At 69.4% G+C, this 24,196-nt stretch carries 16 protein-coding genes, 1 tRNA gene and 1 pseudogene; 7 read left to right on the forward strand and 11 right to left on the reverse strand.

The window, feature by feature from the left end:
- The first annotated feature begins 19 nt into the window (after positions 1-19).
- From ACVUH9_RS08345 to ACVUH9_RS08355, 3 genes are all read left to right on the forward strand, one after another.
- A tRNA-Ala gene (locus ACVUH9_RS08345) sits at positions 20-92 on the forward strand.
- A gap of 605 nt (positions 93-697) precedes the next feature.
- Positions 698-4,636: a hypothetical protein gene (locus tag ACVUH9_RS08350; protein ID WP_475755807.1), complete on the forward strand. Its 3,939-nt coding sequence runs from the start codon at positions 698-700 to the stop codon at positions 4,634-4,636.
- 84 nt (positions 4,637-4,720) lie between these two features.
- Positions 4,721-5,584, forward strand: a complete 864-nt coding sequence (locus ACVUH9_RS08355; protein ID WP_475755809.1) for a hypothetical protein — start codon at positions 4,721-4,723, stop codon at positions 5,582-5,584.
- 161 nt (positions 5,585-5,745) lie between these two features.
- Here ACVUH9_RS08355 and ACVUH9_RS08360 read toward each other — a convergent pair whose 3' ends face one another.
- Positions 5,746-6,225: a tyrosine-type recombinase/integrase gene (locus ACVUH9_RS08360; protein WP_475755811.1), complete on the reverse strand. Its 480-nt coding sequence runs from the start codon at positions 6,223-6,225 to the stop codon at positions 5,746-5,748.
- A 521-nt stretch (positions 6,226-6,746) separates the two neighbouring features.
- Positions 6,747-9,701, reverse strand: a complete 2,955-nt coding sequence (locus ACVUH9_RS08365) for a S1 family peptidase (protein ID WP_475755813.1) — start codon at positions 9,699-9,701, stop codon at positions 6,747-6,749.
- A gap of 666 nt (positions 9,702-10,367) precedes the next feature.
- On the opposite strand from ACVUH9_RS08365, the gene ACVUH9_RS08370 reads away from it, so the two are divergent.
- Positions 10,368-11,204, forward strand: coding sequence for an META domain-containing protein (locus ACVUH9_RS08370; RefSeq protein ID WP_475755814.1), 837 nt, complete (start codon positions 10,368-10,370; stop codon positions 11,202-11,204).
- 44 nt (positions 11,205-11,248) lie between these two features.
- On the opposite strand, the gene ACVUH9_RS08375 is transcribed toward ACVUH9_RS08370, so the two are convergent.
- The 7 genes and pseudogenes from ACVUH9_RS08375 to ACVUH9_RS08405 form a co-directional block, all read right to left on the reverse strand.
- The gene (locus ACVUH9_RS08375) at positions 11,249-12,073 is read right to left on the reverse strand and encodes an alpha/beta fold hydrolase (protein WP_475755816.1); all 825 of its coding nucleotides are present in this window, start codon (positions 12,071-12,073) and stop codon (positions 11,249-11,251) included.
- A gap of 204 nt (positions 12,074-12,277) precedes the next feature.
- Entirely contained in the window at positions 12,278-12,652 is a 375-nt protein-coding gene (locus tag ACVUH9_RS08380) for a DUF1622 domain-containing protein (RefSeq protein ID WP_475755818.1), read from the reverse strand.
- A gap of 20 nt (positions 12,653-12,672) precedes the next feature.
- Positions 12,673-13,326, reverse strand: coding sequence for an ATP-binding cassette domain-containing protein (locus ACVUH9_RS08385; RefSeq protein ID WP_475756112.1), 654 nt, complete (start codon positions 13,324-13,326; stop codon positions 12,673-12,675).
- 429 nt (positions 13,327-13,755) lie between these two features.
- Positions 13,756-14,229, reverse strand: a pseudogene (locus ACVUH9_RS08390) (ATP-binding cassette domain-containing protein); the annotation flags it as partial.
- 405 nt (positions 14,230-14,634) lie between these two features.
- Positions 14,635-15,645, reverse strand: a complete 1,011-nt coding sequence (locus ACVUH9_RS08395) for an LLM class flavin-dependent oxidoreductase (RefSeq protein WP_475755820.1) — start codon at positions 15,643-15,645, stop codon at positions 14,635-14,637.
- 169 nt (positions 15,646-15,814) lie between these two features.
- On the reverse strand, positions 15,815-16,285 hold the full coding sequence (locus tag ACVUH9_RS08400) for a VOC family protein (protein ID WP_475755822.1): 471 nt from the start codon (positions 16,283-16,285) through the stop codon (positions 15,815-15,817).
- Between the two features lie 183 nt (positions 16,286-16,468).
- Entirely contained in the window at positions 16,469-17,416 is a 948-nt protein-coding gene (locus ACVUH9_RS08405) for an NADP-dependent oxidoreductase (RefSeq protein ID WP_475755824.1), read from the reverse strand.
- 88 nt (positions 17,417-17,504) lie between these two features.
- Here ACVUH9_RS08405 and ACVUH9_RS08410 point away from each other — a divergent pair, with 88 nt between their 5' ends.
- Positions 17,505-18,059, forward strand: a complete 555-nt coding sequence (locus ACVUH9_RS08410) for a MarR family winged helix-turn-helix transcriptional regulator (protein WP_475755826.1) — start codon at positions 17,505-17,507, stop codon at positions 18,057-18,059.
- A gap of 101 nt (positions 18,060-18,160) precedes the next feature.
- Here ACVUH9_RS08410 and ACVUH9_RS08415 read toward each other — a convergent pair whose 3' ends face one another.
- The gene (locus tag ACVUH9_RS08415) at positions 18,161-20,743 is read right to left on the reverse strand and encodes an Ig-like domain-containing protein (protein ID WP_475755828.1); all 2,583 of its coding nucleotides are present in this window, start codon (positions 20,741-20,743) and stop codon (positions 18,161-18,163) included.
- A 319-nt stretch (positions 20,744-21,062) separates the two neighbouring features.
- Here ACVUH9_RS08415 and ACVUH9_RS08420 point away from each other — a divergent pair, with 319 nt between their 5' ends.
- A complete protein-coding gene (locus ACVUH9_RS08420) occupies positions 21,063-22,856 on the forward strand; it encodes a glycoside hydrolase family 15 protein (protein ID WP_475755830.1) in 1,794 nt (597 codons plus the stop codon).
- 67 nt (positions 22,857-22,923) lie between these two features.
- Here the strand turns inward: ACVUH9_RS08420 and ACVUH9_RS08425 are convergent, their stop codons facing one another.
- Complete coding sequence (locus ACVUH9_RS08425; protein WP_475755832.1) at positions 22,924-23,361, reverse strand: GFA family protein; 438 nt, start codon at positions 23,359-23,361, stop codon at positions 22,924-22,926.
- Positions 23,362-23,709: 348 nt separating this feature from the next.
- Here ACVUH9_RS08425 and ACVUH9_RS08430 point away from each other — a divergent pair, with 348 nt between their 5' ends.
- Positions 23,710-24,087 (forward strand): hypothetical protein, encoded by a 378-nt coding sequence (locus ACVUH9_RS08430; protein WP_475755834.1) that lies wholly within the window; start codon positions 23,710-23,712, stop codon positions 24,085-24,087.
- Positions 24,088-24,196: the final 109 nt, after the last annotated feature.

Raw genomic sequence — 24,196 nt, forward strand, 5'->3', positions numbered from 1 at the left:
CTATTCTTGAAGAAGACCTGGGGCTATAGCTCAGCTGGAAGAGTGCCTGGATCGCACCCAGGAGGTCGCCGGTTCGAGCCCGGCTAGCTCCACTCAGGACAGAAGACCCGCAAATGCGGGTCTTCTGCGTTTCTGGGGTCGGGGGACCTGGGGCCAATCGAGCGGGCTTCTTCAGGCACTGGTGCCTGACAGGGCGCGGTATCCCTCGGGATGCTCGTGGATCACCGGCGATTCAGCGCGGACACGAGAATGGCCGCAAGGCGTCCGCTGGTCACAGTTTGTTGAGGCGCGCGCTCGGACGCCTGACCTCGTCCCACCACGCGGATAGGCTCCAGACATGCGTGTCTCAGATGCGGGCGGCGCTCCGCGCACTCACCGCCCAACAGCATCTCGCTAGTCAGTGTCCCGGCGAGCTGTGATTGACCTCCCGAGTTTTTCTCGCTTCTGGGTCCCCGACGGGTCACCGATAGCGCTGCTCGACAGTGGGTTTGTCGCGGACCCCTCAAGTTCGATCGCATCAGCTTGGATCCCTGACGCAGGTCCCTTCGTGCGGTTCGCGGACAGGCGCTGCACGATCCTCATCGGCGAGCCAGGCCTAGGAAAGTCGACGGCACTTCGCCAAGAGCTTGCACGGATCCAGGAGATAGGCGATGCGACTCTGATAGTTGACCTCAGCTCGAGCGCTGATGAGAACCGGTTGCACAAGCGGATCTTTGGCACGCCGGAATGGGAGCGCTGGCTCGCTGGCAATCACCACCTCCATCTGCTTCTGGACTCGCTTGACTTTGCGTTGCTACGCCTGGAGACAGTCGTCGAGTTGCTGCAGAACGGTCTAGGTGACGCCCCTATTGAAAGGCTGACGCTCCGGCTGGCATGCCGCACAGCCGAACGGCCACGCGACCTAGAAGCATGGCTGCGGCGGAAATTCGGACCAGCCGCCTTCGAAGTCCTTGAGTTGCTGCCATTGCGACGGATCGACGTGATTCGCGCCGGAGAGCACGTCCTGACCGACGCATCGGCGTTCATCGATTCCGTCGTGTCCCAGCAGCTGCAGCCGCTCGCGATGATCCCGATCACGCTGCGGATGTTGCTCGAGATCGCTGCCGCTCGCGGGGGGTTGCCGGATTCGCGGCGTGAACTGTACGAGCTCGGTTGCCTAACGCTTGCAGACGAGTTCGACGAACCGCGCCGCCGCGCCAGAGAACGCCGAGCGTCTTTGTCAGCCACCCAGCGCCTCGCAGTAGCCGAACGCGTGGCCGGGCTGTTGTTGCTGAGCGCGCATCCAACCGTGACCCCCGCCGCATCCGGCCCCGCTGCCGAAGCCCTTCTTCCGTCCGCCCTTGCTGGCGGGACCGAGATCAATCGATCGCTCGGAACAGCCAGCGAGTTTGAGATCGACGAGCACGCGATCAATGACACGTTGCGCTGCGGCCTGTTCACCAACGCCAGCGATGGCCTCTTGCACTTCGCCCATCAAACCTACGGGGAGTATCTGTGCGGACGGTGGCTGGCAACTCGGTTTTCGCCGGAGCAGCTCGACGATTTGCTCTTCGCGGAGACCGATGACGGGCTTCGCGTTATCCCGCAGCTACGAGCGGTCGCCGGTTGGCTAGCGAGCCACTCACCCGCTTTCGCTGCTTCCCTTCTGCTTCGAGACCCGGCCGTTCTGCTTCGGGCAGATCCGGCCACGACACTTGAGGGCGAGCGATCGCTGATAGTGGAAGCGCTACTGCGCGGGGTTGCGAACTACGATCTCAGACGCTTTGACCTGCCGGTCCGCAATGCCCTGCCTCACCTTGCACACCCCGGGCTTGCCCAGCAGCTGCGAACAGTGCTGGCTGACAACGACTCAGCGATACCCGCACGCGAAACGGCCGCCGATCTGGCGGCCGCCTGCTGCGTCGTTGATGTAGAAAGCGATCTTCTCGACCTAGCTCTCGACGACGCGGCACCCGTGCAGGTTCGAGACGCCGCCGTGGCTGCGCTTGGCGGGTTCGCCGGGGAAGAGACGCGCCGACGGCTCGTTCCCTTGGCTGTAGATCCGCAGATCGCTGATACCGATGACGAACTAAAGGGCATCGCGCTGAGTGTTGTGTGGCCTGACGTTCTCTCGCTGGCCGAGCTGCTGCCGGCGATCACACCGCCCAAGCGTCGATCGCTCTTCGGGTCCTACAAGCAGTTTCTACGGACTGATTTTCTGGCCGGCATCTCGATCGAGCAGTTGCCGATGGCACTCGCCTACGCCCATGCCTGGCCGTATTCGTGGTCTGAAGCAAGGGAGGCTCTCGGCGATGTGCGCGAGAGGTTGCTCGTGATGGCTAGTGAGCACCTCGGTGACGACGTGATTACCGACGCTGTCGCACGACTCATCCTCCCCGTCCTTGATGACCACGGCCACCTCACCTCTCGGGACGGCGCGTCCGAGCACGAGGACTTTCTTGCAGACGCCCCCGGACGGCGCGCGTTGGTCGAACGGATTGTGAATCTCGAGCGATTCAATCTGGATGGGGGCGTGTTGACCATTTGCAGCCCACCACTTATTCGCCCAGATGACCTTGATTGGATCGTGGACCAACTGGCGGTCGCCGTCGGAGGACCTCGCGAACGGACATGGGCGGAGAGCGCCGAGGCGCTGACCGCCGGCCGTTCGTCAGACATTGATGAGCGGATCTATGACGCGCGCATACGAAGCCCGGCGCTCCGGGAGTTGACGGCCGCGCGATACGACGCCGTTGGTCTCGATTCCGTCGAGGCCGCGTCGATGCGCGAGCGGTACCTCAAGATGCAGCAGATGGCCGAGACTCGCGAGGCTCGCCTTCAGCCCCCTTTCGACGTCCAGCAAAAGGCAGCCGGCGCGATTGGTCTCTGGAACGCGGGCGACCTCAACGGGTACTGGTCAGCGATGGGCTGGTTGGAACAGGTCGACCAGACGCATTCCGGCTTCGCAACATCCGATCCGCGACAGCTCGCCGGCTGGCAGACGGTCGACGAAGGTGTCCACCGTTTTCTCGCCGACAACGCGGTGCGGTACCTCAACGAAGCCCCCTCCCAGTCCGACGCCTGGTTCGATCGGCAAACCGTTGATCTAGCCGCCTGGGCGGCCTACCGGGCGCTCCGGCTCTTGTCTGAAGAGCACCCAAGTGCTTTCAAGTTGCTGGCCGATGAGGTGTGGGTCCGGTGGGCAGCAGTGATTATGGGCTGGCCCTGCAATGGAGAAGACGAACGTGTCTTCAACGCCCAGCTTGTCGCCGAACTGACGCGTCGATCCCCCGCTACCGCGGCAATCTGGCTTGCCCGCGCCCTGCGGCGCGAACAGCGAGATGAGGGATCTTTCGCTTCCTTGAGCCGTGTCGTATCTGTCTCAGCGCCCGAACTCGACGCTGTCGTGCTCAAGAAAGCCCGAGACGGCCGATGCACACCGAGCCAGCGCGCGTCAGCGCTCGAGCATCTGCTGTCGCAAGGCTCGCGAGAGGCCGAAGCTCTTGCTCGTCGGCTGGTGGTGCCCAGCGCGGTGCGCGCGGGCGGTCGCCGGCTAGAACTCGCAGCACAGGTGGCAGCGCTCCTGGCTCTCGAGCGACCAGACGCCGATTGGTCGCGAACGTGGCGACTCTTCAAGGTCGCTCCGGATTTTGGCGACCAACTCGTCACCAAACTGGCGAGCGACCGCGAAGCCGCGATCGGCCCGCGACTCACCGAAGGGCAGAACGCAGACCTTTTCGCGTGGCTCACGGAACGCTACCCCCATTCCGAGGACCCCTCTGAGGAGGACATTCATTGGATTGGCCCTCGAGAACAGATCGGGCGATGGCGCGACGGCTTGGTCCAAGGGCTCGTCCTCCGCGGCACCGCCGAATCCGTACAGGAGCTCGACGCTCTCCACAAGCGGTTCCCGAACCTGCCTTGGCTCAAGTTCATGCGAGTTCAGGCGGCCGAAGCTGCACGGCGCGCCCAGTGGATGCCTCCGAGTCCGGCTCGCGTCCTCGAGATGGCAGAGCACAACGGCAGACGGTGGATCACCTCCAGCGAGGCCCTCCAGTCTGCGGTGATTGAGGCTCTTTCGGTCTTCCAACGGCGCCTCATCGGGCTCGATCCCCAGGCGGCCGACCTGTGGGATACGGCGAGCGCACAACCTAAGGGCGAGCAGGACATCGGTCGGGTTGTTTCGCGCTTCCTCAAAGACCATCTCGGACAGCGTGGCGTCTTTCTCGCCCGCGAACCGGAAGCCCGACCATCGAAAAGTGGATCGGGCCGCGGCGAGTCGATCGACATCTGGATCGAGGCGCTTGTTGGCCCGCAGACGACGCACACCCCGCACGCAACAGTCGTCATCGAACTCAAAGGCTCGTGGAACCCTGATCTCCTGAGCGCCATGAGCGACCAGCTTGTCGACCGCTACCTCGAGCCTCCCGCGTATCGCCACGGGATCTACCTCGTCGCATGGTTCGCGAGCGAGCGCTGGGATCAGCGAGCCGATAGGTCACGCTACAAGCTTGCCGGCCGTCATCAACGCGATGCGCTCCGCGACGCGCTTGCCGCCCAGGCCACGGAACTCAACGAGCTACGAACTGTTGCGGTCGACGCCATCGTTCTCGACTGTTCGCTGCCACCCGTGAAGGGCGCGACATACGAAGCATGAGCCGATACGCGATCGCCCGCTACCCGCGTCTGCTTGTCTGCGAGGCCCGACGAGATTCTGTTCCCCCGACGAGATATCCCACCTATGACGCTCGCAGCGATCTGGCGAAGCGGCGAACGCGGCACACACGGACATGACCTCTGGGCCGCATCGGATAGCCGCATCAGCGATGCCTACGGCAAGCTCATCGACGAAGGGGTCAAGCTCTTTGAGCTGCCAGTGAGATGTGCACGGCCCGACGACGACGGCCATTTCAGCGACGTGTTCTACGCGTCCTCATTCGGGCTGGTGTGCGCAGGAAGCACGCTGATCTTTCAGCACGTCTACGCCACACTCGTCCCACTCCTGAACAACCTCACCTCGGTCAGCGAAGCCCCGCCTTCGATCCAAGACGTCGCAGGTCTTGCAGGGTGGGTTACGGAGACGTTGGTCGCGTCCCTCGCCCAACGAAAGGGTCCCGAAGCGCTACGCGTGGAGATGGCTCTGATCGGCTGGTGTCCAGTGCGTCAGCAAATCGACGGCTATAGCCTCATTCCGCGAACGACCTGCGGCGCCTTTGACGGCGTCGAGCCCGTTCAGCTCGACCTGTCGGACGGCCATATCGTCCTTCTTGGTGACCAGCTCAGAACAGCCGGACGCCTCATGACGGAGCTGGACTCTTCCGGGGCGCGAGACGCCCCGGTCGGCACGGCCCCGCTCCGCGTGATCAGGCAGATGATCGAAGATGAGGCCCATCCGACCATTGGTGGTGAACTCCAGATCGGGTCGACGCTTGGGCCGGAGTTCCGACGTATGGGAACCATCGTCCCAACGCCCAACGAACCCGGGGAGCGCACCATCCGCCTCAACGGACTGGACCTGTTCCCGCGAATGACCGTCGGTAGCTGTATGACCGGGATACCAATCCACGGCGGTGCGGCAACCGCCGCCTGGCCCCCGCCGGACTAGCCCCGGACGAGCCGACCGTCCCCGGCAGGTTTGTCGACCACCCCGGGACCGGGTTCGATCGTCGTTGGGGTCTTCGTCGTGGCGAAACGTAGACGCGGTCGTCGACGCGCAGCGCGTCGCCCTTGGTCCAGACGGTGCCCGGCAGGCTCTCGGGCTCGGGCTCATTTCTGCCTCTCCTGGGGTGGCAGTGTTCTTCGCGGATTGCGGGCCCATGCCGCAGTCAGCTCCCGGTCGGTGGCCGTGGATCCGGTGGTTGACGGCAGGCTCTGTGTCTCGCCGTAGACCAGCGCCTTCAGACGGGCGCGTTCGGCGGGGTCGCGGCGCATGAGGTGCGAGTAGACGCGCAGGGTGAACTTCGGGTCGGCGTGGCCAAGCTGAGCCATGACCGAGGTCGGGTCCTCGCCGCAGGCGACGATGATCGACGCGAAGGTGTGACGCAGCTTGTGCAGGGTCACCCCCAGGGGCAGCGGCATCTGGTCGCGGGCGGTGAGGAGTTCGTCGGCGCGAGCCAGGACGGGTTCGAGGACTCGGTCGCGGAGGTTGGCGACGCTGCGGACCCCGCCGCGGCTCTGTGGGAAGACGAGATCGTCGGGACCGGTGCGTAGCGAGCGGGCCTTGTGGGCGGCTAGCTCATCGCGCAACAGCGGCAGCAGGTGAATCTCCCGCAGTCCGAACCCACGCCGAGGCCGCCCCGCCGCGGCACCCCCGGGCGCCGAGCCGGCCGGCCGTGCCGAACTCCTCGCAAAACGCCGCCGCAACGAGACCTCGGCCGCTTGAAGCGCTGGACAGACGCGTGCGTGACGCCACAGCTCGAGGACGTCGAGGAGACGAGTCGGGCACGCGCGGGCCTGACCGCTTCTGGCAGGCAGACCCGCGCGCTACGCATCACGTTCAGTCCTGCGCCTGCGCGACACGACGAGAACCGCAGTCAGCACAAGAGCTCCGGAAGCCCCGGCGAAAATCGACGCGCGCTTCCACGGCCGTGCCTCATCGCAGCTCACGCATGTCCGTCCCGATGCCTGGTATTCGGCGGGCGAGCCGATGCCTGCCTCCACCTCCGTGGGCGTCCAGTACCGCCGGTCGATGGCGACGATACCGAACCCCGCCGAGGCGACGAGGAGCACCACTCCAGCCAGCAACGTGAGGATGCGCGCCCTGTTCGTCATCGCCTCAGTGCCACCCTGACGCCAAGGAGATTCTGCGCTCCAACGATTCCCTGGTATTGGGTGATGCAGCTCGTGTCCCTATTACTGGAGGAATGCAGACCGAAAGCCACATTCCCCGCGTACACCGGGGCGCCGCTATCGCCGCCGGTGGCGCCGCAGATTCGAGCTTCGCCCATCCAATGACGCGTAATCCCGTCCGTCGTCTCGACCTTCTGCCCGAGCCTCGTGATCTCGCCGCACCTCGTGCCGTGCGTGGCACCGGTCTGACAAACACGGTCGCCTGGCTCGCTCGCGCCGACGCTGCGAATGGGGTATGCGACGTCCCGGCTCGTCGTGCCGACTGTCGCCTTCGTTACGAATACCACCGCCCGACGCTTCGCCGTCGGCCGGAACACCGACGTCGTGCCTACCGCAATCGCTGCGGCGTCCCCGTTCTTCCCGTTGACGGGCGGTCCTGCTGCGGTGCCGATCCCCTCGGCCGACGTCATTCTGCGTGAGGAATCACGCGTCGCCCAGCTCTGGTTCTGCTGGCCATCGACGCAGTGCCCGGCCGTAAGAATGCGCGGCGCGGATGATGAAATCGCTCGCGCGTTGAATCCCAGGGTGCACCAATAGTCGGGATCAAGCACGAGCTCGATGCGCACGCCGCCGCGCAGCGGTGCGTCGCACCAAGGAAAGCGGCAGGCTTGAGACTCCACGAACAGGGTTTCCTCATCCCGCTCCAATACGGCCACTGTAACGAGCGATTCATCGGCCGCATCGTCGATCAGCGCGCGCTGCGCGGGTGTCGCCGACGCAGCAACGTCGATCTCCAACCGGTTGCGCTTGACGTTCCTGCTCATCTGCACCAGCCCAAGACCGTCGAGCGGCTCCAGTGCATCCAAGAGCGGCTGCTGTGCCTGCTCCAGCTGCCCTGCCGTATGCGCCACCGTCACGATATCGACGAGCGACCCGACTCCTCGATCATCAGCTGCGTCGTTCACGGCGCCCGACGACGTGCCGGACACCAGTCCCACCTTGATCCGTCGATTCTGATTGTCGTACCAGAGCCCACCGTAGGTCAGCGGCGGCACCGCGTCGCGCACTTCCGCTGCGAGCCCGCGAGCCTTGGCCTGATTGCGAAGCCACTGCCTCGCAACCGGCTCGCTCGTGCCCGGGTAGTCCTCGACGAACGACTCGACCTGAATGTCCTCAAGGACCGGATCCTCGAGCCGCTCGGTCAACGTGACGCTGCCGGCAGCAACACCGGAGAGGTTCCCAACGGCGTCGGTCGCACGAACTTCGAGCGACACAACATCCCCACTCTCACCGCCCATCAAGATCAGATCCCCGTCTCCGACCGGGTTCTCCTCGACCCCCTGAGAATCCGGCGCGTTTGAGTCTAGCCACGCCGACCACGCGCCACCACCAATGCGGTAGCGCAGCTCGGTCTTCGCGATACCCGCCCCGGGAATGCCACCCGGCAGGTCCGGATCCTCCGGCATCTCCCACGTGATCGTCGCCGACGCCGCCGGGTCGCTCGGATCGAAGTACGAGAGTTTGAAAGCCGATGCCGCAGTCGGCGGCGTCTTGTCGACGAGCACGTTCCACCCGTCGGAGGTCGCGTGGTGCTGCTCGTCATCGTCCGCGGCCGCACGGATCGCCTGCTCGCCCTCCGGAACGCTGACGAAACTCACGTCGAGGCTCGAGGCCTGGCTGGTCGGGCAGACCAAGTCGAACGGGGTGCTCGTGCACAGCACGTCCTCGCCCTCGATCTCGTCGCCGTTGTCCCGTTCCACCAACAGACGCCGCAGGCCGGCGCCGTCGGGCTGGTCCGCCGCGACGCTCAGCGCGTAGGTCTGGTTGGGGCCAACATAGTCGTTCTCCCGATCGCGCAGCTCACCGGAGGCCGTGACGGTCGGCACATGGTCCGGGTCGTAGTCGCGCGTCACCCGCCAGTCGTCGTCGTAGGCGTAGGTGCGACGCGTCGCATCCGGCGCTGTCACGTCGGTCTTGTAGGCCCGCCGGGTGTAGACGAAGCCGGTGGTTTGCGGCACCCCGCCCGGCAGCGTTGTGGTGATCGATTGCACCCGACCGGCCAGCGAGACGTCAAGCTCGACCGTCGTACCGCCCGGCTCGACGATCTCGTCCAGGAACCCGTTGGAGTCGTAGCCGTAGCTGGTGATCGCCCCGGTCGGGCTCTCGTACTCGGTCACCTTGCCACTGGTGTACCGGTAGGAGTGATGGCCGGAGGCCGGGTCGTCCATCAGGCGCACGAGGCTGTCGCCGTTGTAGGACAGGTTGACCCGACGACCCGACGAGGTCCCGTAGCTCGACAAGACGGTCCGGTCGGCAGCACTGGTGCCCTGGACCGTGAAGTCCCGCACCGATGAGTCCTTCGTCCAGGTCAACGTCCCAGAGTTGTCGAACCCGAACTCGTCGCCTTGCGAGGTGCGGGTCAGCGTCCAGCCGTTCGCGGTCTTCACGAGAGACCCGTCGAAATCGTCAGGTGCGACATAGGAGCCGTCGGGCTGCCGTGCGAAGCGGATCCGGTACCCGGACGGCCCCGCGACGGTCGTGTCCTGGTTGGACTCGAGGGTCAGCTTCGTATCGGGACCGACGTCGAACTTCCAACGCGGCGAGAGGATCGAGAATTCACTTGGCGCCAAACTGTTATAGGCACGATCCACCACCACGTGGTAGGTGAGCGGGCCGTCGGCGAGATCTCGGGTACGGATCAACGCATTTCCGGAGGCCACGTTGATCTGGGTTCCGCCCACGACATCGGCTGGTCGGAACGTGAAGAACCCGGAATCACCGGTGCCGGGGTTGTTGGCCGCCGATGCCGTGGTGCCGCTGAAGGCGAGCAGGCCCGCCGCGGCGAGGGCGAGAAGGGATGCAGGTCGTCGTGGGACCGACGCGGGACGAGGTCGGCGGCCGCACACGCGCGACCAACCGGGAGACGTAGTCATATTCCGCATCGTAGTTGGAATACGCGTCCGTGTACCGGGCGTAGGGCATAGCGGACGAACGGCGCAAACATGGACACGCTTCTTTAGGTAGCGCTGACTCTCGGCCAACGTTCCTTGCGTTGCGACCGCACCAGCAGTCCGCGGCTAGGTCGCACGCCTCACGCACGAACGGCAAAAACAAGGACATCGTTCGAGCTAGGTGTCGGATCCCGGCGGGCCGGGGTCCTGCCGCAAGCGATCGTTGCAGCAGCCGAGGACTCGGCCACGGATGCGTCGCAGTTTCGCTGCAGTCGGTCGCAACCGGCGGGGGTTCCTGCGTTCTGGGGTCGGCCCCGGATCGAGGCGGGTTCTTGGCCCGCCATGAGGCACGAGTGCCCCATCGGCGCGATATGGGCGGCGGTTGGTGGGGATAGACGGCGATTCGTGCGCGTCGCCCGCCCACCCGCACTGCTGCCCAGCTTCGACGCCGTCCCGCTGAGGCCCGCACCAGGACGCGCAGAGCGCACGCGGAACAAGCCTCCTCGAGATGACCCAAGGCGAGTCGCGGATCAGTGCGTTCGCCATGTGTCATCGCGGCGCGGATCGTGTGCGACAGTCATGCGCATGGTTCGTAGCGGAGAGCGCGGCGCAGGTGTGTGGTCAACGTCGGCGCGTCTACGGGTGCGGGTGACCGCCGTGCTGGCCGCGGCAGCCGGGGGCATCGCGGCCGGTGCTGCCCTCCTCGGCGCGTTCGACGGGCCGGGCGAGGCCGCCGCGGCGTCGACGGCGCCGATCGTGGGCCACGTGTTCCGCTCGGTGTCCGTCGAGCAGGACGGGCGCCCGATGCCGCTGTTCGAAGGCGCGCCGGTCTGGCTCTCGATCGAGCGTCGGTCGCTCGGGGTGTACGGAGGCTGCAACCGCATAGGGGGTGCGCTCCGCGTGACCGCTTCCCGGCTCCGCGTCTCCGCCATCGGGCAGACCCTCGTGGGCTGCTCGCCCGAGCGGGAGCGAGGCGACGACCTCCTCGTCTCGTTCTTCGCCGGTGACCCGGAGTGGCGGCTGCACGACGACCAGCTCGTGCTCGTCCAGGGCCCGACGACGATGACGCTGGAGCGCGACGACCTTCCGCCCCCGCTGCCCCGCACGAACCCCGCCCGACCGCAGGACCTGATCGACGCCTCGCTCAGCACGGGCGAGTACCGGACCTGGCCGTGGGACCTCGGCGACACGTGGGGTGGACCGTTCGTCACGGTCGACGTGGCGGTCCGCGACGGACGCACCCTCCTGACGATGCGGGCGCGGTGCCGACGCCTCGAGGCACCGGTCGCGATCCACCGCGCCACCCTCACCGTCGGCGCCCCGCGCGCGAAGGCCGCGCCGTGCCGCTCGTCCGGGTCGGACGAGTTCCTGCGCTCGGTCCGCCCGTTCTTCGGTGGCGAGGTGATGTGGCACCTCGACCGACGGCGGCTGACGCTCCAGCGCGATCGCTCGACCCTGACGCTCCGGATGCGGCGAGCCACGTAGAGCCGGGTCGTGAGCCGACGACGGCCGGCCCACGACCCCGCCGGTCAGGCCTGGATGAACGCGAGGAGGTCGGCGTTGATGGTGTCGGCGTGGGTGGTCGGCATGCCGTGGGGAAGCCCCTGGTAGGTCTTGAGCGTGCCGTTCTGGAGGAGCTCGGCGGAGCGCGGACCGGACGCGGCGTAGGGGACGATCTGGTCGTCCTCGCTGTGGAGGACCAGCACCGGGACGGTGATCCTCTTGAGGTCCTCGGTGAAGTCGGTCTGCGAGAACGCGACGATCCCGTCGTAGTGGGCGTTGGCGGCGCCCATCATGCCCTGGCGCCACCAGTTCTGGATGATCGCCTCGGACGGCTCGGCGTCGTCCTGGTCGTAGTTGTAGAACGGGCCGGACGGGACGGCGCGGTAGAACTCCGAGCGGCCGGCAGCCAGCTGAGCCTGGAAGTCGTCGAAGACCTCCTTGGGCGTGCCCTTGGGGTTGGCGTCGGTCTTGACCATCAGCGGCGGGACGGCGGCGACGAGCGCGGCCTTGGCGACGCGATCCTCGCCGTGGCGGGCGATGTAGCGCACGACCTCCCCGCCACCCGTGCTGTGCCCGACGTGGACGGCGTCCTCGAGGTCGAGGTGCGCGACGACGGCGGCGAGGTCGTCGGCGTAGTGGTCCATGTCGTGGCCGCCGCTGGGCTGGCCGGAGCGTCCGTGGCCGCGGCGGTCGTGCGCGACGACGCGATAGCCCTGCCGGAGGAAGAACATCAGCTGGGGGTCCCAGTCGTCGGAGGAGAGCGGCCAGCCGTGACTGAAGACGATCGGCTGACCCGACCCCCAGTCCTTGTAGAAGATCTCGGTGCCGTCGTTGGAGGTGATCGTGGGCATGGGGGGTCGTCCCTTTCCGTGGTCGTTCCGGGATGGTCGTCGTGGCGAAGGCCCGGACGCTCCCGGTGGCGCTGCGCGACCTTCGTGCGCCTCCTACCCGCCGGGCGGTCGGCCGACCCACGAAGGCCGGCCGCCCGAGGTCACCAGGAGATCCTCTCCGCTGCCCCTTGCCGCACGAAGGGCGACCGGGCGACGGTCTTCGGGTCACGGTTCGGTCGGCTCTCGGCGGGCCGCCAGACGCCAGCGCTGCCACGGCCAGACGCCGTCCATCTCGACCTCGAGCGAGAAGCTGAGCAGGATCCGGATCACCACGATGGCGCCGAGGACGCCGACGCTCTCCAGCGTCGGGTCGACGATGATCGTGCGGACGATGTCGGCGACGATCAGCACCTCCAGCCCGAGCAGGATGCAGCGGCCCATGTTCCGCCGCAGATCCTCGTAGGACGCGGACGGAGACGCCGACCTCAGCACCCGCGCGGCGAACAGCAGCAGCGCGCCGAGGCCGCCGAGCACCATGATCCCCGCCCCGACGGCCTCGACCACCTGAACGACGTGCGAGATCACGTGCTCGTAGCTCATCGGCGCATCCTATGACCGCCTCAGACGCGCGAGATCATCCGCTTCGGGCGATTCGGCGGAGTCAGCATCAGCGTCGGCCAGTCCTCCACCGCCGTCAGCAGCGTTCGGTCGTGGGTGATCAGGACCACCGCCGCGGAGGTCGCCAAGAGCGCCTCGGTCACGTCATCGACGAGCGCGACCGATAGGTGGTTGGTCGGCTCGTCGAGCAGCAGGACGGCCGGCCTGTGGATCAGCAGTCCGGCGAGAGCGACGCGTCGACGTTGCCCGGTCGACAGCCGGCCAAGCGGACGGTCCAGGTCGGACGCGCGGAGCAGACCGGTGCGGAGCACCGGAGCGCGCAGGTCGTGGGGGTCGAGGACCGGTCGCGCGGTGCGCGCGATCACTTCGAGTGCGGACAGCTCGGGGTCGAAACGGTCCTCCTGGCTCAGCAGCCCGATCCGCGCGCCGGGCCGTCGCTTGACCGTCCCGGCGTCGGAACGCAGCTGCCCCGCCAGCAACGCCAGCAACGTGCTCTTGCCCGCACCGTTGACACCACGGATCAGCAGCCGCCCTCCCGCCTGCAGGTCGATCGGATACCCGCTGGCCATGGCTACGCGGTCGTCCAAGGCAAGCTCACTGGCGCGCAGCAGCGACCCCTTCGCCCCACCTCGGAGGTCCGGGAGCACGAACCGCATGTCGTCCGGGGGCGTTGGCCCGCGGACGTCCAGCAGGTCGTCGATCCGGCGCTGGAACAGCCGCACCGTTCCGGCTGCCCGACTCGCTCGGCCGTGCTTGGCCGCGCCCTTTCCCGGTCGCCACTGGTCGGGAGCGCTGGCCTGCGCCGCCGCCAGCTGTTCCCGCAGACCACGTTCGGCGACGAGGCTCGCGCGATGGTCCGCGCGCCAGCGTTCGAGCGCGGCCGCGCGGCTGGCGCGGTACTCGGCGTAGCCCCCGGAGAACAGGACCCCGGCGCCCTCGGACGACGGATCCAGGTCCAGCAGCGTCGTCCCGACCGCGTTCAGCAGCCAGCGATCGTGGGTGACCAGGACGACGATCCCGGGGTGCGACGCCAGACGCTGGGCGAGCACGTCCAGTCCGCTGTCGTCGAGGTGGTTGCTCGGCTCGTCGACGAGCACCACCCCCGCCGGGTCGTGCAGCGCGCACGCCAACCGCAGGCGGTAGCGCTGGCCCGGCGACAGCTCGACCAGTGCCGCGTCATCGGCGAACTCCGCGCCGAACGCCCGGAGCGCCTCCCGCAGCCGCCGTTCGGCGTTCCATGCGTCCAGGGCCTCGGCCTGCGCGAGCGCTTCGTCGTAGCGCGCTGCGGCGCCAATCGCGTCGTCGACGAGCGCCAGCGTGGCCCGCTCGAACGCGGCGACGGCGTCCTTGGCGCGCCGGAGCGCGTCGTCGTGGAGCGTCGCGACCGTGTCACCGGGGCGCAGGTCGAGCTCCTGCTCGACGAGCGTCCGGCCGGTCGTGGACGTCACCGCACCCACGTCGGGCGCGATCGTGCCGGCGAGCAGGCGCAGCAGGGTGCTCTTGCCCGTCCCGTTGTCGCCGATCACCGCCAGGCGCTGACCGGCGCGGACGGTCAACGACACACCGTCAAGCACCGGCCCTTCGCCGAAGCCCTTGACCAGATCCCTCGCGGCGAGGTGCGCCGAGCGCGGGTAGCTACCACTCGGCGCAGAGGCGCCGTTCCTGTCCAGGTTCATCCTGGGTCCTTCCGTCTTCGTCAGGGGCAACGTGTGCCACCACGGCCAAGGCCGTGGGGCGATTCCGGGGGAACCGACGTTGCTGCTAGACGAAGAAGCGGAAGCCGCGCATCCGCGGGAACGTACCAGCCCGGCGAATCCCGACGCCCCGACCACCGCCCCGGCGCGCTCCACCGAGGATCGGAACCCCCGCTCTCACGGGGTTCCTACGTTTCGGCGCGGCGCCGCTGTCACCCCGATCGGGGCGCCCGCCGAACGGCCCTACCCGAGCACGGCGGGGATCGAGGCTCAGCCGCCGACCACCGTCTGCGCTGCGTCCTGCACCAGTGCCGACGCGAGCAGCTCGTAGGAGCGGATCCGGGCGGGGAGGTCGGCGACGTTCATCGCGACCATCACCTCGTCCGCGCCCGCCTGCTGCGCGAACGCGGACACCTGCTCGCCGACCTGGTCGCCGTCGCCGACGGCGGAGAAGTGGAGCATCTGCTGGGCGTGTCGTCCGACCGGAGAGCGCAGGATCGCCTCGGTCTCGGCGCGATCGTTGCCGTCGATCTGGCGGCCGCTGAGCGCGCGGGCCATCTTCTCGAGCGCTGTGGCGTGGAGGATCTTCGCCTGGTCCTCGGTGTCGGCGGCGAAGACGTTCATGCTGGCGATCATGTACGGCGCCTCGAGCTGCTCCGAGGGTCGGAACTCCTCGTGGTAGAGCGCCGACGCGTTCAGGAGCTCGGCCGGCGCGAAGTGCGACGCGAACGCGTACGGCAGGCCGAGCTGGGCGGCGAGGCGCGCCCCGAACAGCGACGAGCCGAGGATGTAGAGCGGGACGTTCGTGCCCTCCCCCGGGATCGCGCGGACGGTCTGCCCCGGCTGCTTCGGGCCGAGCAGGCCCTGGAGCTCGACGACGTCCTCCGGGAAGCGGTCCGACGCCTCGGGCGAGCGGCGCATCGCGCGGACCGTCTCGAAGTCCGTGCCCGGCGCGCGGCCGAGGCCCAGGTCGATGCGGCCGGGGTAGAGCGTCTCGAGCGTCCCGTACTGCTCGGCGATGATCAGCGGCGAGTGGTTGGGCAGCATGACCCCGCCCGAGCCGACGCGGATCCGCTCCGTGTTCGCGGCGATGTAGCCCGCCAGCACCGCCGGCGTCGAGGACACGATGCTCGGCATGTTGTGGTGCTCCGAGAACCAGTAGCGCCCGTAGCCCCACTCCTCGGCGCGCTTCGCCAGCTCGGCGCTCCCGAGCAGGGCGTCCCGCGGCGAGACGCCCCCTCCCGCCGTAGCCAGATCCAGTACCGACAACCGTACGACCATCACGACCTCCTCACCGCCCCGGGGCACCCCGGGCGCGTGCCCCGGGCGACTCCCGGAACCGTCGATCCACGGTACTCCGGGTCTTCGGGGAGGCCCACGGGACGGGGCGATGCGGGCACGAGCGCGCGAAGGGACGCCGCCCGCCAGCGGAGATCGCCGCGACCGCCTGTCAGGCCGGGGCGCCGTCGTCCTGCGCGGAGGCCGCGAACTGCTCGGGTCCCTGCTCCGCCGCCGCCGGGTCCATCCACATCACCTGCCAGCCGTGGCCGTCGAGGTCGAAGAAGCTGCGCGAGTACATGAAGCCGTAGTCCTCGGCCCCGTCCGCCTCGGTGCCGCCCGCGGCGAGGGCCGCGGCCGCGACCGCGTCGACCTCGTCGCGGGACGACACGCTGAAGCAGTAGAGCGCCAGCGCGTGCGTGGTGGGATCGGCGATCGGCAGCTTCGAGAACTGCGCGAACTTCTCACGGCTGAGCAGCATCACGAAGGCCTGCTCGCCGACCAGCATGCAGGCGGCGGTCTCGTCGGTGAACGCCGGGTCGTAGCTGAACCCGAGCTTTGCGAAGAACGCCTTGCTGCGCTCGAGGTCCGCTACGGGGATGTTCACGAACAGCATGCGTCCGGGGTGCGCGGGAGGGGTCATGGTGGTCTCCAGTCGGTGGGTGTGATGGCCTACGTCCTGGTAGACCGGCCCCGCCGGCGGAACTCATCGGTGGCGGGCGGCGGCCGGATGCACCTCGGCCAGGAGGGCCCGCTACGGCGGGCCCTCCCGCGTGCTGCGAACAGCGACGACGACGCCCGGGCGCCCCGGACCTCGGCTGCCGACTCACAGGGACAGGTCGACCACGAGCTTGCCGTGGGCGCGACCGGCCTCGATGTCAGCGAACCCCGCCTGCACGTCGCCGAGCGCGAGGACGCCGGAGACGTCGACCTGGAGCGCCCCGCTCGCGGCCTGGACGGCCAGCGGCGCGAGCGCCTCGCGGCCCGGGGACGCCATGACCTGCCCACCGGTCAGGCCGCGGGCCTCCAGGGTGGCGTCGTCGGGGACCTGCGTGACGGTACGGACCACCCCTCCGCGCCGGACCGCCCCGACCGGGACGTCGTCGAGCGTCCACCCGTTGAGGTTGATGAGGGCGTCCACCCCGTCGGGATGCAGGGCGAGCGCCTGGTCCGCGACGGCACCGGCGGTGTAGTCGACGACGTCGGTGGCGCCCAGTTCGCGCACGCGGTCAGCGCTCACCGGAGAGGCCGTCGCCACCACCCGTGCACCTCGCTGCGCCAGCAGCTGCACCGCGAACCGGCCGACGCCACCCGACGCCCCGTTGACCAGGACGACCTGTCCGGGCTGCGGATCGACCCCGTCGACGAGCGCCAGCGCCGCCCCGGCGGCCAACGGCAGCGCCGCCGCCGCCACGAAGCTCAGGCCCTGGGGCTTCGGCGCCACCCCGGTCGCAGGCAGGACCGCGTACTCCGCGAGCGTCCCGGCCTCGAAGGGCGGCGTGAAGGGGACGTGGGCCAGGACCTCGTCGCCGACCGCGACGTCTTCGACGCCGTCGCCGACCGCCTCGACCACGCCCGAGACGTCGCGCCCGAGCACCAACGGATACCGATGCTCCATGAACGGCTCGAGCATGCCGGCCGCGATGTGGTTGTCGAAGGGGTTGAGGCCGGCGGCCCGGACGCGGATCAGGACCTCACCGACTGCGGGGGTCGGGACGGGCAGGTCGGCGAGGGTCGCCGCCGAGCCCGAGGCGGGAACGAAGTAGGCGCGCAAGAGAGGCTCCGGTAGTCGCGAGGGGGGACGGGTCAACCGTAGCAGTACTTGAAACTTCAACAACAGAATGGTGCCTTACCTTGTCGTCATGGAACCCACGACGAGCGCCGGGGCCGAGGGCCGGCCGAGCCGGACGCCGGTGGACGCTGCGGACGACGACAACGCACCGCGGCTGCTGAACGCCGAGGAACGCGCGGCCTGGCGGTCCGTGGTGGAGATCATGTGCGCCCTGCCACGCGCGCTCGACCAGCAGCTCCAGCAGGACGCCGACCTGACGTTCTTCGAATACATGGTGCTCTCCGTGCTGGCGCAGCGCGAGGACCGGACCATGCAGATGAGCGACATCGCCTTCGGCGTCTCGGCCTCGCTCTCCCGCCTGTCCCACGTCGTCGCCAAGCTCGAACGGCGAGGCCTACTGCGCCGGGCCCGGATGCCGGGTGCGGGTCGACGGACGAGCGCCACGTTGACCGACGCCGGCCACGAAGCGGTCGTCGCCGCCGCGCCGGGACACGTCGCCACCGTACGGAACCTCTTCATGGACGCCACCGAGACCGACGACCTGGCGATGCTCAGCCGGATCGGCGACGGGGTCGCCCGACGCATCGATCCCGGGCGCCCGGGCATCCACGACGCCCCGCGCTGATACCGGGAGTCGCGCCCCAGGCGTCCCCCGGTGGCCCGACGACACGCGGTCCCTCCGGCCACGCTGCGACGTGCGGCGAGTCTCGCCGGCAGCGGGGCCGCTCACCCGATGCGGAAGCTGACCTTCTTCGCCGCACTGCGGTTGCCGGCGGCGTCGGCCGCGCGGAGCGTCAGCGCGTAGGACCCCGACCGCAGGGCCTTCTTGCCGATCCGCCCGCTGAAGGCGACGCGGTTGGCTCCCTTGACGCTGCGGCGCGTGAGCGTGCCGACGGCCCGGGCGCTGCCGGAGCGTGCGACCGAGATCGTGACGGTCGCCGGTTCGCTGAGCGTGTACCGCACGGTCGTGCCGCTCGACCGCTTCTTGCCTGCGCCCGCCGACGCCTTCGCGCGGCCGACGGTGAACCGCTTCGCGCTCAGGCCGACACGGCTCAAGGCCGGCTTGGTCGTGTCCGCGACGCGCGGGGGGACGACGGCCGGAGGATCGACCGACGGCGGGAGGACGACCGGCGGGACGAGGACCGGCGGGTCGAGGACCGGCGGAACGAGGACCGGCGGGTCGACCTGCGGCACGGCGATCTCGAACGTCCGGGCGCTTGCCCCGACGTGGCCGATGTCGTCGTTCTGCGTGGCGACCGCGGTGTAGGTGCCGGCGGCGAGCGGGAACGGCGCCGTGGCCGTGAAGGCGCCGCTCTGCCCGTCGCGGGTCGCGTCGATCGCCGTGATCAGCTGACCGGCCGCGGAGCTCCCCGCGTGGACGGCGATCGTCACGGTCGGATCGTCCCCGACCGCCGTGCCGGCGCTCCCGGCGAACGTCGAGAGCGCCGGCGCCACCGCACCACGCACGGCGGCGAGCGTCACGGCGGGCGCCGTCGTGTCGACGGTGAACGTCCGCGGCGCCGACCGGCCGACGTGCCCCACGTCGTCCGACTGCGATACCTGCGCCGTGTAGACCCCGTCGCCCAGCGGCGCGGCGTCGACCGAGTACGCGCCGGCGCCGTCGAGGGTCCCGTGCAGCGTCCGCAGCACGGACCCCGAGGCCGATTCGCCGGCGTAGATGCGCACGTCGACCGCGGCCGCGTCGCCCTCCGCCTTGGTGCCGGTGCCGGCGAACGTCGGCGTGGTGTCGTCGGAGCGTGCCGCGCTCGGCGCGGTGAGCGTGGGCGCGGGGGCCTGCCGGTCGATGCGGATCCAGATGGCCGAGGTCGCGGCCACGTTGCCGACGTCGTCGGGCTGTTGAGCGGCGATCCGGTACCGCCCGTCGCCGAACGGCAGCGCCGCCGCGAACGAGAAGGCGCCGGTCGTGCCGTTGCGTGAGCCGCTGAGCGTCGTGACCAGGGCGTAGTTCTCGTTGCGCACCTCGACTTCGACGGTCGCGGCGTCGCCGGTCGCCGTCCCGGCGACGCCCGCGAAGGTGGTCGCGGCGTCGGTCAACAGGAGCCCGTCGGCCGGCGACGTGAGCGACAGGCTCGGAGCGGTGTGGTCGATCGCGATCGTCCGCGCGGTGCTGAGGCCGACGTTCCCCGCCCCGTCGACCTGCGATGCCTGCAGCGTGTAGGTGCCGTCTCCCAGGCTCCCGATCCTCGTCTCCTGCCATGCGCCGGTGGCCGCGTCGCGGGTCGGTGTCAAGGTCGAGACGGGTGTACCGCTGGCCGCCGCTCCGGCGTAGACCTTGATCGTCAGGGCGCCGTCACCGAGGGCGGTGCCGCTGGTTCCGCTGACGGTGAACGGGTCCTTGACCCGCGACGGCACCGAAACGCTCACGGCCGGCGCGACCGAGTCGTTGAACGACACCGCGACGCTGGCCGCGCCGGAGGTGTCCGTCCCGGCGGTGCCGCCCGACGGCACGAGGTTGGATCCGCCGCCGCCACCGGCGCCACCGCCCCAATCGGTCACACGCGTCAGCCCGCCTCCGCCACCTCCGCCGTTCAGTCCTCCTCCTCCGCCACCACCACCGGCATAGAGGTAGCCGCCGGTCTGCACCAAGTTGTATCCGCCGCCGAGTCCGCCGCCGTTGTATCCGCCGTAGCCCTTCACGACGACTCCGGGTGCTTCCCAGTAGGCGCCCGCCCCGCCGATGCCGAGCCCGCCGGCCTGACCGGCCTCCCCGTTGGTCGGGGTCACGCGCGGATAGCCGGCGGTCCCGCCGGCGCCGGTGCCCGCGGGCACACCCGCGGCACCGCCGCCCGAGGCCGTCCCCCGGGGGTCCGACACCGCCGCCTGACCCGGCTGCGCACCGGCGCCGCCGTTGCCCATCATCGGATCGCTGTCGCCGATGACCCCCCGCCCTGCACCGCCACCGCCGCCCGCGACCAGCACCCGCCGATCGGGCGAGAGCCCGGCGGAGACCGGGGCCGTGCGGACGTCCGACGCGCCGCCGCCACCGTTGCCGTAGTCGCCGGGGCTGCCGTTGCCCCCGACCACCAGGTACCGGATATCGCCCGGCTGCACCGCGAGGCTGCCGGACACCCGCGCACCGAAGCCGCCGAAGTTGCGGGAGGTTCCTCCGCCCTTGCCCCCGACGGCGACCACCTGCAGCGAGGTGACCCCGTTGGGGACGGTGATCGCGTGTTCGCCTACCTGCTGGAACGTGACGGTGTTCGTCCCGGCCGAGGCCTGTCCGGCGCCGCAGAGCAGCAGGATCGCGGTCGCGGCGGCGATCGGCGTGACAAGAATCGTCGTGCGCACGACAGGGGTCCTTCGGGCCATGGGGCGGATCCGTGAACCCTACGCACGCCCCCGCTCAACACAAGGGGCCTGGGCCCCCTGTTCGCCAGGCCGCGACGAACCGCCGTTCGCGCACGATCCCGACGGGAGCCGGTCCTGCGGAACGCGCTTCGTGCTCGGCGAGCGCAGCGTGGGCGAGCTCCGTGCGCCGCGGTGAGAGGCCCGCAGGAAGAGGGACCCCCGGACCGCCTCGCGTACGCTGTCCTCGTGGCTGCACCCGCACGAGCATCGAGCGCGCCAGCCGTATGAGCTGGCCCCGTTCCGAGGAGGCGAAGACCGCATGCTGCTCGAGGACTACGGATTGATCGGCGATACGCAGGCAGCGGCGTTGGTCGGCCGCAACGGCTCGATCGACTGGCTCTGCCTGCCGCGCTTCGACTCCGCGTCGTGCTTCTCGGCCCTGCTGGGCGACGCGCGGCACGGGCGCTGGCTGCTGGCTCCGGCCGGCGAGGTCCGCGGCTCGCGACGCCGCTACCGGCCCGGCACGCTGGTGCTGGAGACCGAGCTCGAGGTCGAGGGCGGCGTCGTCCGCCTGATCGACTTCATGCCGCGGCGCCTGGACGGCCCGCCCCGGGTGATGCGGATCGTGGAGGGCGTGCGCGGCCGCGTTCCGATGCGGATGGAGCTCGCCCTTCGCCCCGACTACGGGTCGCTCGTGCCGTGGGTCGAGCCCGCCGCCGACGGCGCCGTCGCGACCGCCGGACCCGACGGCTTCCGCCTCAGCACGCCGCTGCCGCTGCGGATCGACGACGGAATGGTCGTCGCCGAGTTCACCCTCGTCGAGGGCGCACGCGAGCGGCTGACCCTGACCTGGCACCTCTCGTACGAGCCCACCCCACCGGTCGAGGACGCCGACTCCGCCCTCGCCCGGACCGCCGCGTGGTGGCGCGAGTGGAGCGGCCGCTGCGGCTACGAGGGGGCCTACCGCGACGAGGTCCTGACCTCGCTGATCGCGCTGAAGGCGATGACGTCCGAGACGACCGGCGCGCTGATCGCCGCGCCGACCACCTCCCTGCCCGAGGAGCTCGGCGGGGTGCGCAACTGGGACTACCGCTACTGCTGGCTGCGCGACTCGGTGCTTGCGCTGGAGGCCCTGCTCGACGCCGGCTACCGCGACGAGGCGCTCGCCTTCCGCGACTTCCTGCTGCGAGTCGGCACGGGCGAGCCGGGTGCCCTCCAGATCATGTACGGGATCGGTGGCGAGCGGCGGCTGAGCGAGTTCGAGCTGCCGCACCTGCCGGGCTACGAGGGGTCGCGGCCGGTGCGCGTCGGCAACGCCGCGTCCGAGCAGTTCCAACTCGACGTCTACGGCGAGGTCGCGCACGTGATGATGGTCGGCGCCGAGGCGCTGGGCCGGGTCGAGCCGCGACTCTGGCCGCGCTGGCAGGCGACCGTCGAGCACGTCGCGAAGATCTGGCGCGAGCCCGACGACGGGATCTGGGAATCCCGCGGCGAGCGCCGCCACTACACCTACTCGAAGGTGATGGCGTGGGTCGTCCTCGACCGCGTCCTGCGGATCGCGGAGCGGTTCGGACTCGATGCCCCGATCGACCACTGGACACAGGTCCGGGACGAGATCCACCGCGAGGTCTGCGAACGCGGGTACGACTCGCAGCGGCGCACGTTCACCCAGTACTACGGCTCGCGCGAGTTGGACGCGAGCGTCCTGAACATCCCGCTCGTCGGCTTCCTGCCCGGCGACGACGAACGCGTGACGGGGACGATCGACGCGGTCACGCAGGAGTTGGGCCGCGACGGCTTCGTGTCGCGCTACTCGACCGCGCAGACCGACGATGGCCTGCCCGGCGGCGAGGGCCAGTTCCTCGCCTGCTCGTTCTGGCTCGTCAGCGCGCTCGCCCTCAACGGCCGCGTCACCGAGGCGCGCGCCCTGTTCGAGCGGCTGCTCCGCTTGGCCAACGACCTCGGCCTGCTCGCCGAGGAGTACGACGTCGCGCGACAGCGGCAGGTCGGCAACTTCCCGCAGGCGTTCAGCCATCTAACGCTGGTCCTCGCCGCGCGGGCCATCACCCGCGCGGAAGCCGGCGCCCGGCAGCCCCCGGGCACGCTCACATGAGCCCACCGACACGCCCACGCGCCTTGGCGTTCGGCATCGTCAGCGGGCCGCCCGGCCGATGACGCTGCTACTCGGCGATCGTCTCGCCGGAGCCACCCAACTCCGCGGGGAAGTCCTTGAACTTGGGGAGGCCATCCTTCATGGGCAGCACCGTCGACTCGTAGTTGACGTGCACCCCGGCGACGAACGGAAACTCGGGGATCGTCGCCGCGTAGAGGTCGACCAAGCCCCACTGGGGGTGCCGCGTCATCAGGTGGCCGCCGCAGGCCTTGCACCACTGCCGATAGCTGCGCTCGTTGTTGTGGTATTCGCCGATCTGGTCCTCTCCCGCGGTCACCTTGATCGCCTCGGGCTTCCAGAGCGTGAACGCGTTGACCGGGCTGGCGGACCAGCTCCTGCAGTTGGCGCAATGGCAGTAGCCGACCCCTTCGGGATCGCCGGTGGCCTCGATCGTGACAGCGCCGCAGAAGCACTGCCCGTTGAAGGTCTCTTCGTTCTGACTCATCGGTGCCCCATCCGCTCGAGGTCTCGTGGCGCTAACGTGCACGCCGTACGCGAGACTCCTCGTCGGCGACCAGCAAGTCAAGTCGAACTTCGTGGTGCAGTTCACGAGGTGCCGTAGTCAGGGCCCTCATCGTGCTGACGAGGATGATGAGGACTGCGACGCTGTCGACGACAGCGTCGAGCATCGTGACCGATGCAACGCACGCCGATGCCTCGCCGCCCAACCACCCCCAACTCGCCACCGCGCAACCGCCGGACATCCTCGGACCCGAAGGGCGTCCGGGCTCGCCTCTCTGCCCCCGAGCACGGTGCGCATCGAGCAGCTTCGCATGCCTGCCACGGAGCCCTGGTGGTCGGCGGCTTGGGTCTCGGACTTGTCGCGCGTGGACCCCTCGAACAGCTCGGCACGGGAACGGCCGACGCGCCCGACATCGGCCTCGTGCTCGCGGCGCTCCCACTTCTAGCGCTGGCGGTGTACTTCGTTGCCTACGGGATGCGCCTGGACCGCTCGCTCAGCGAGGCACCGAAGTGGCGCTGGACCGCGGCCTTCCTGCTCGTCTGCGCGTTGGCTCCCTTCGATCAGCTTGGCTCGTACGGGCTGGCGATCAACCTGGCGATCGGATCGGCAGCAGCAGGTGCGATCTACGCGGCTCAGCTGGCGGGACCGGTGAGGCGTCGTCGTCGCGGCGACGCGCCGGGGTCGGCGGCCGGGGACGATGAGCGCTGACCAGGCCCGCCAGTCGAGAGCCCGGCGGCCGCGTCGGCGATGTGGCGCCGGTCGAGCGCCCGCCGCTGTCCCTCCGCCTCCGGTCCTCGCGCCCGCCCCGGATCGGGCG

This window comes from Patulibacter ginsengiterrae (assembly GCF_056269115.1).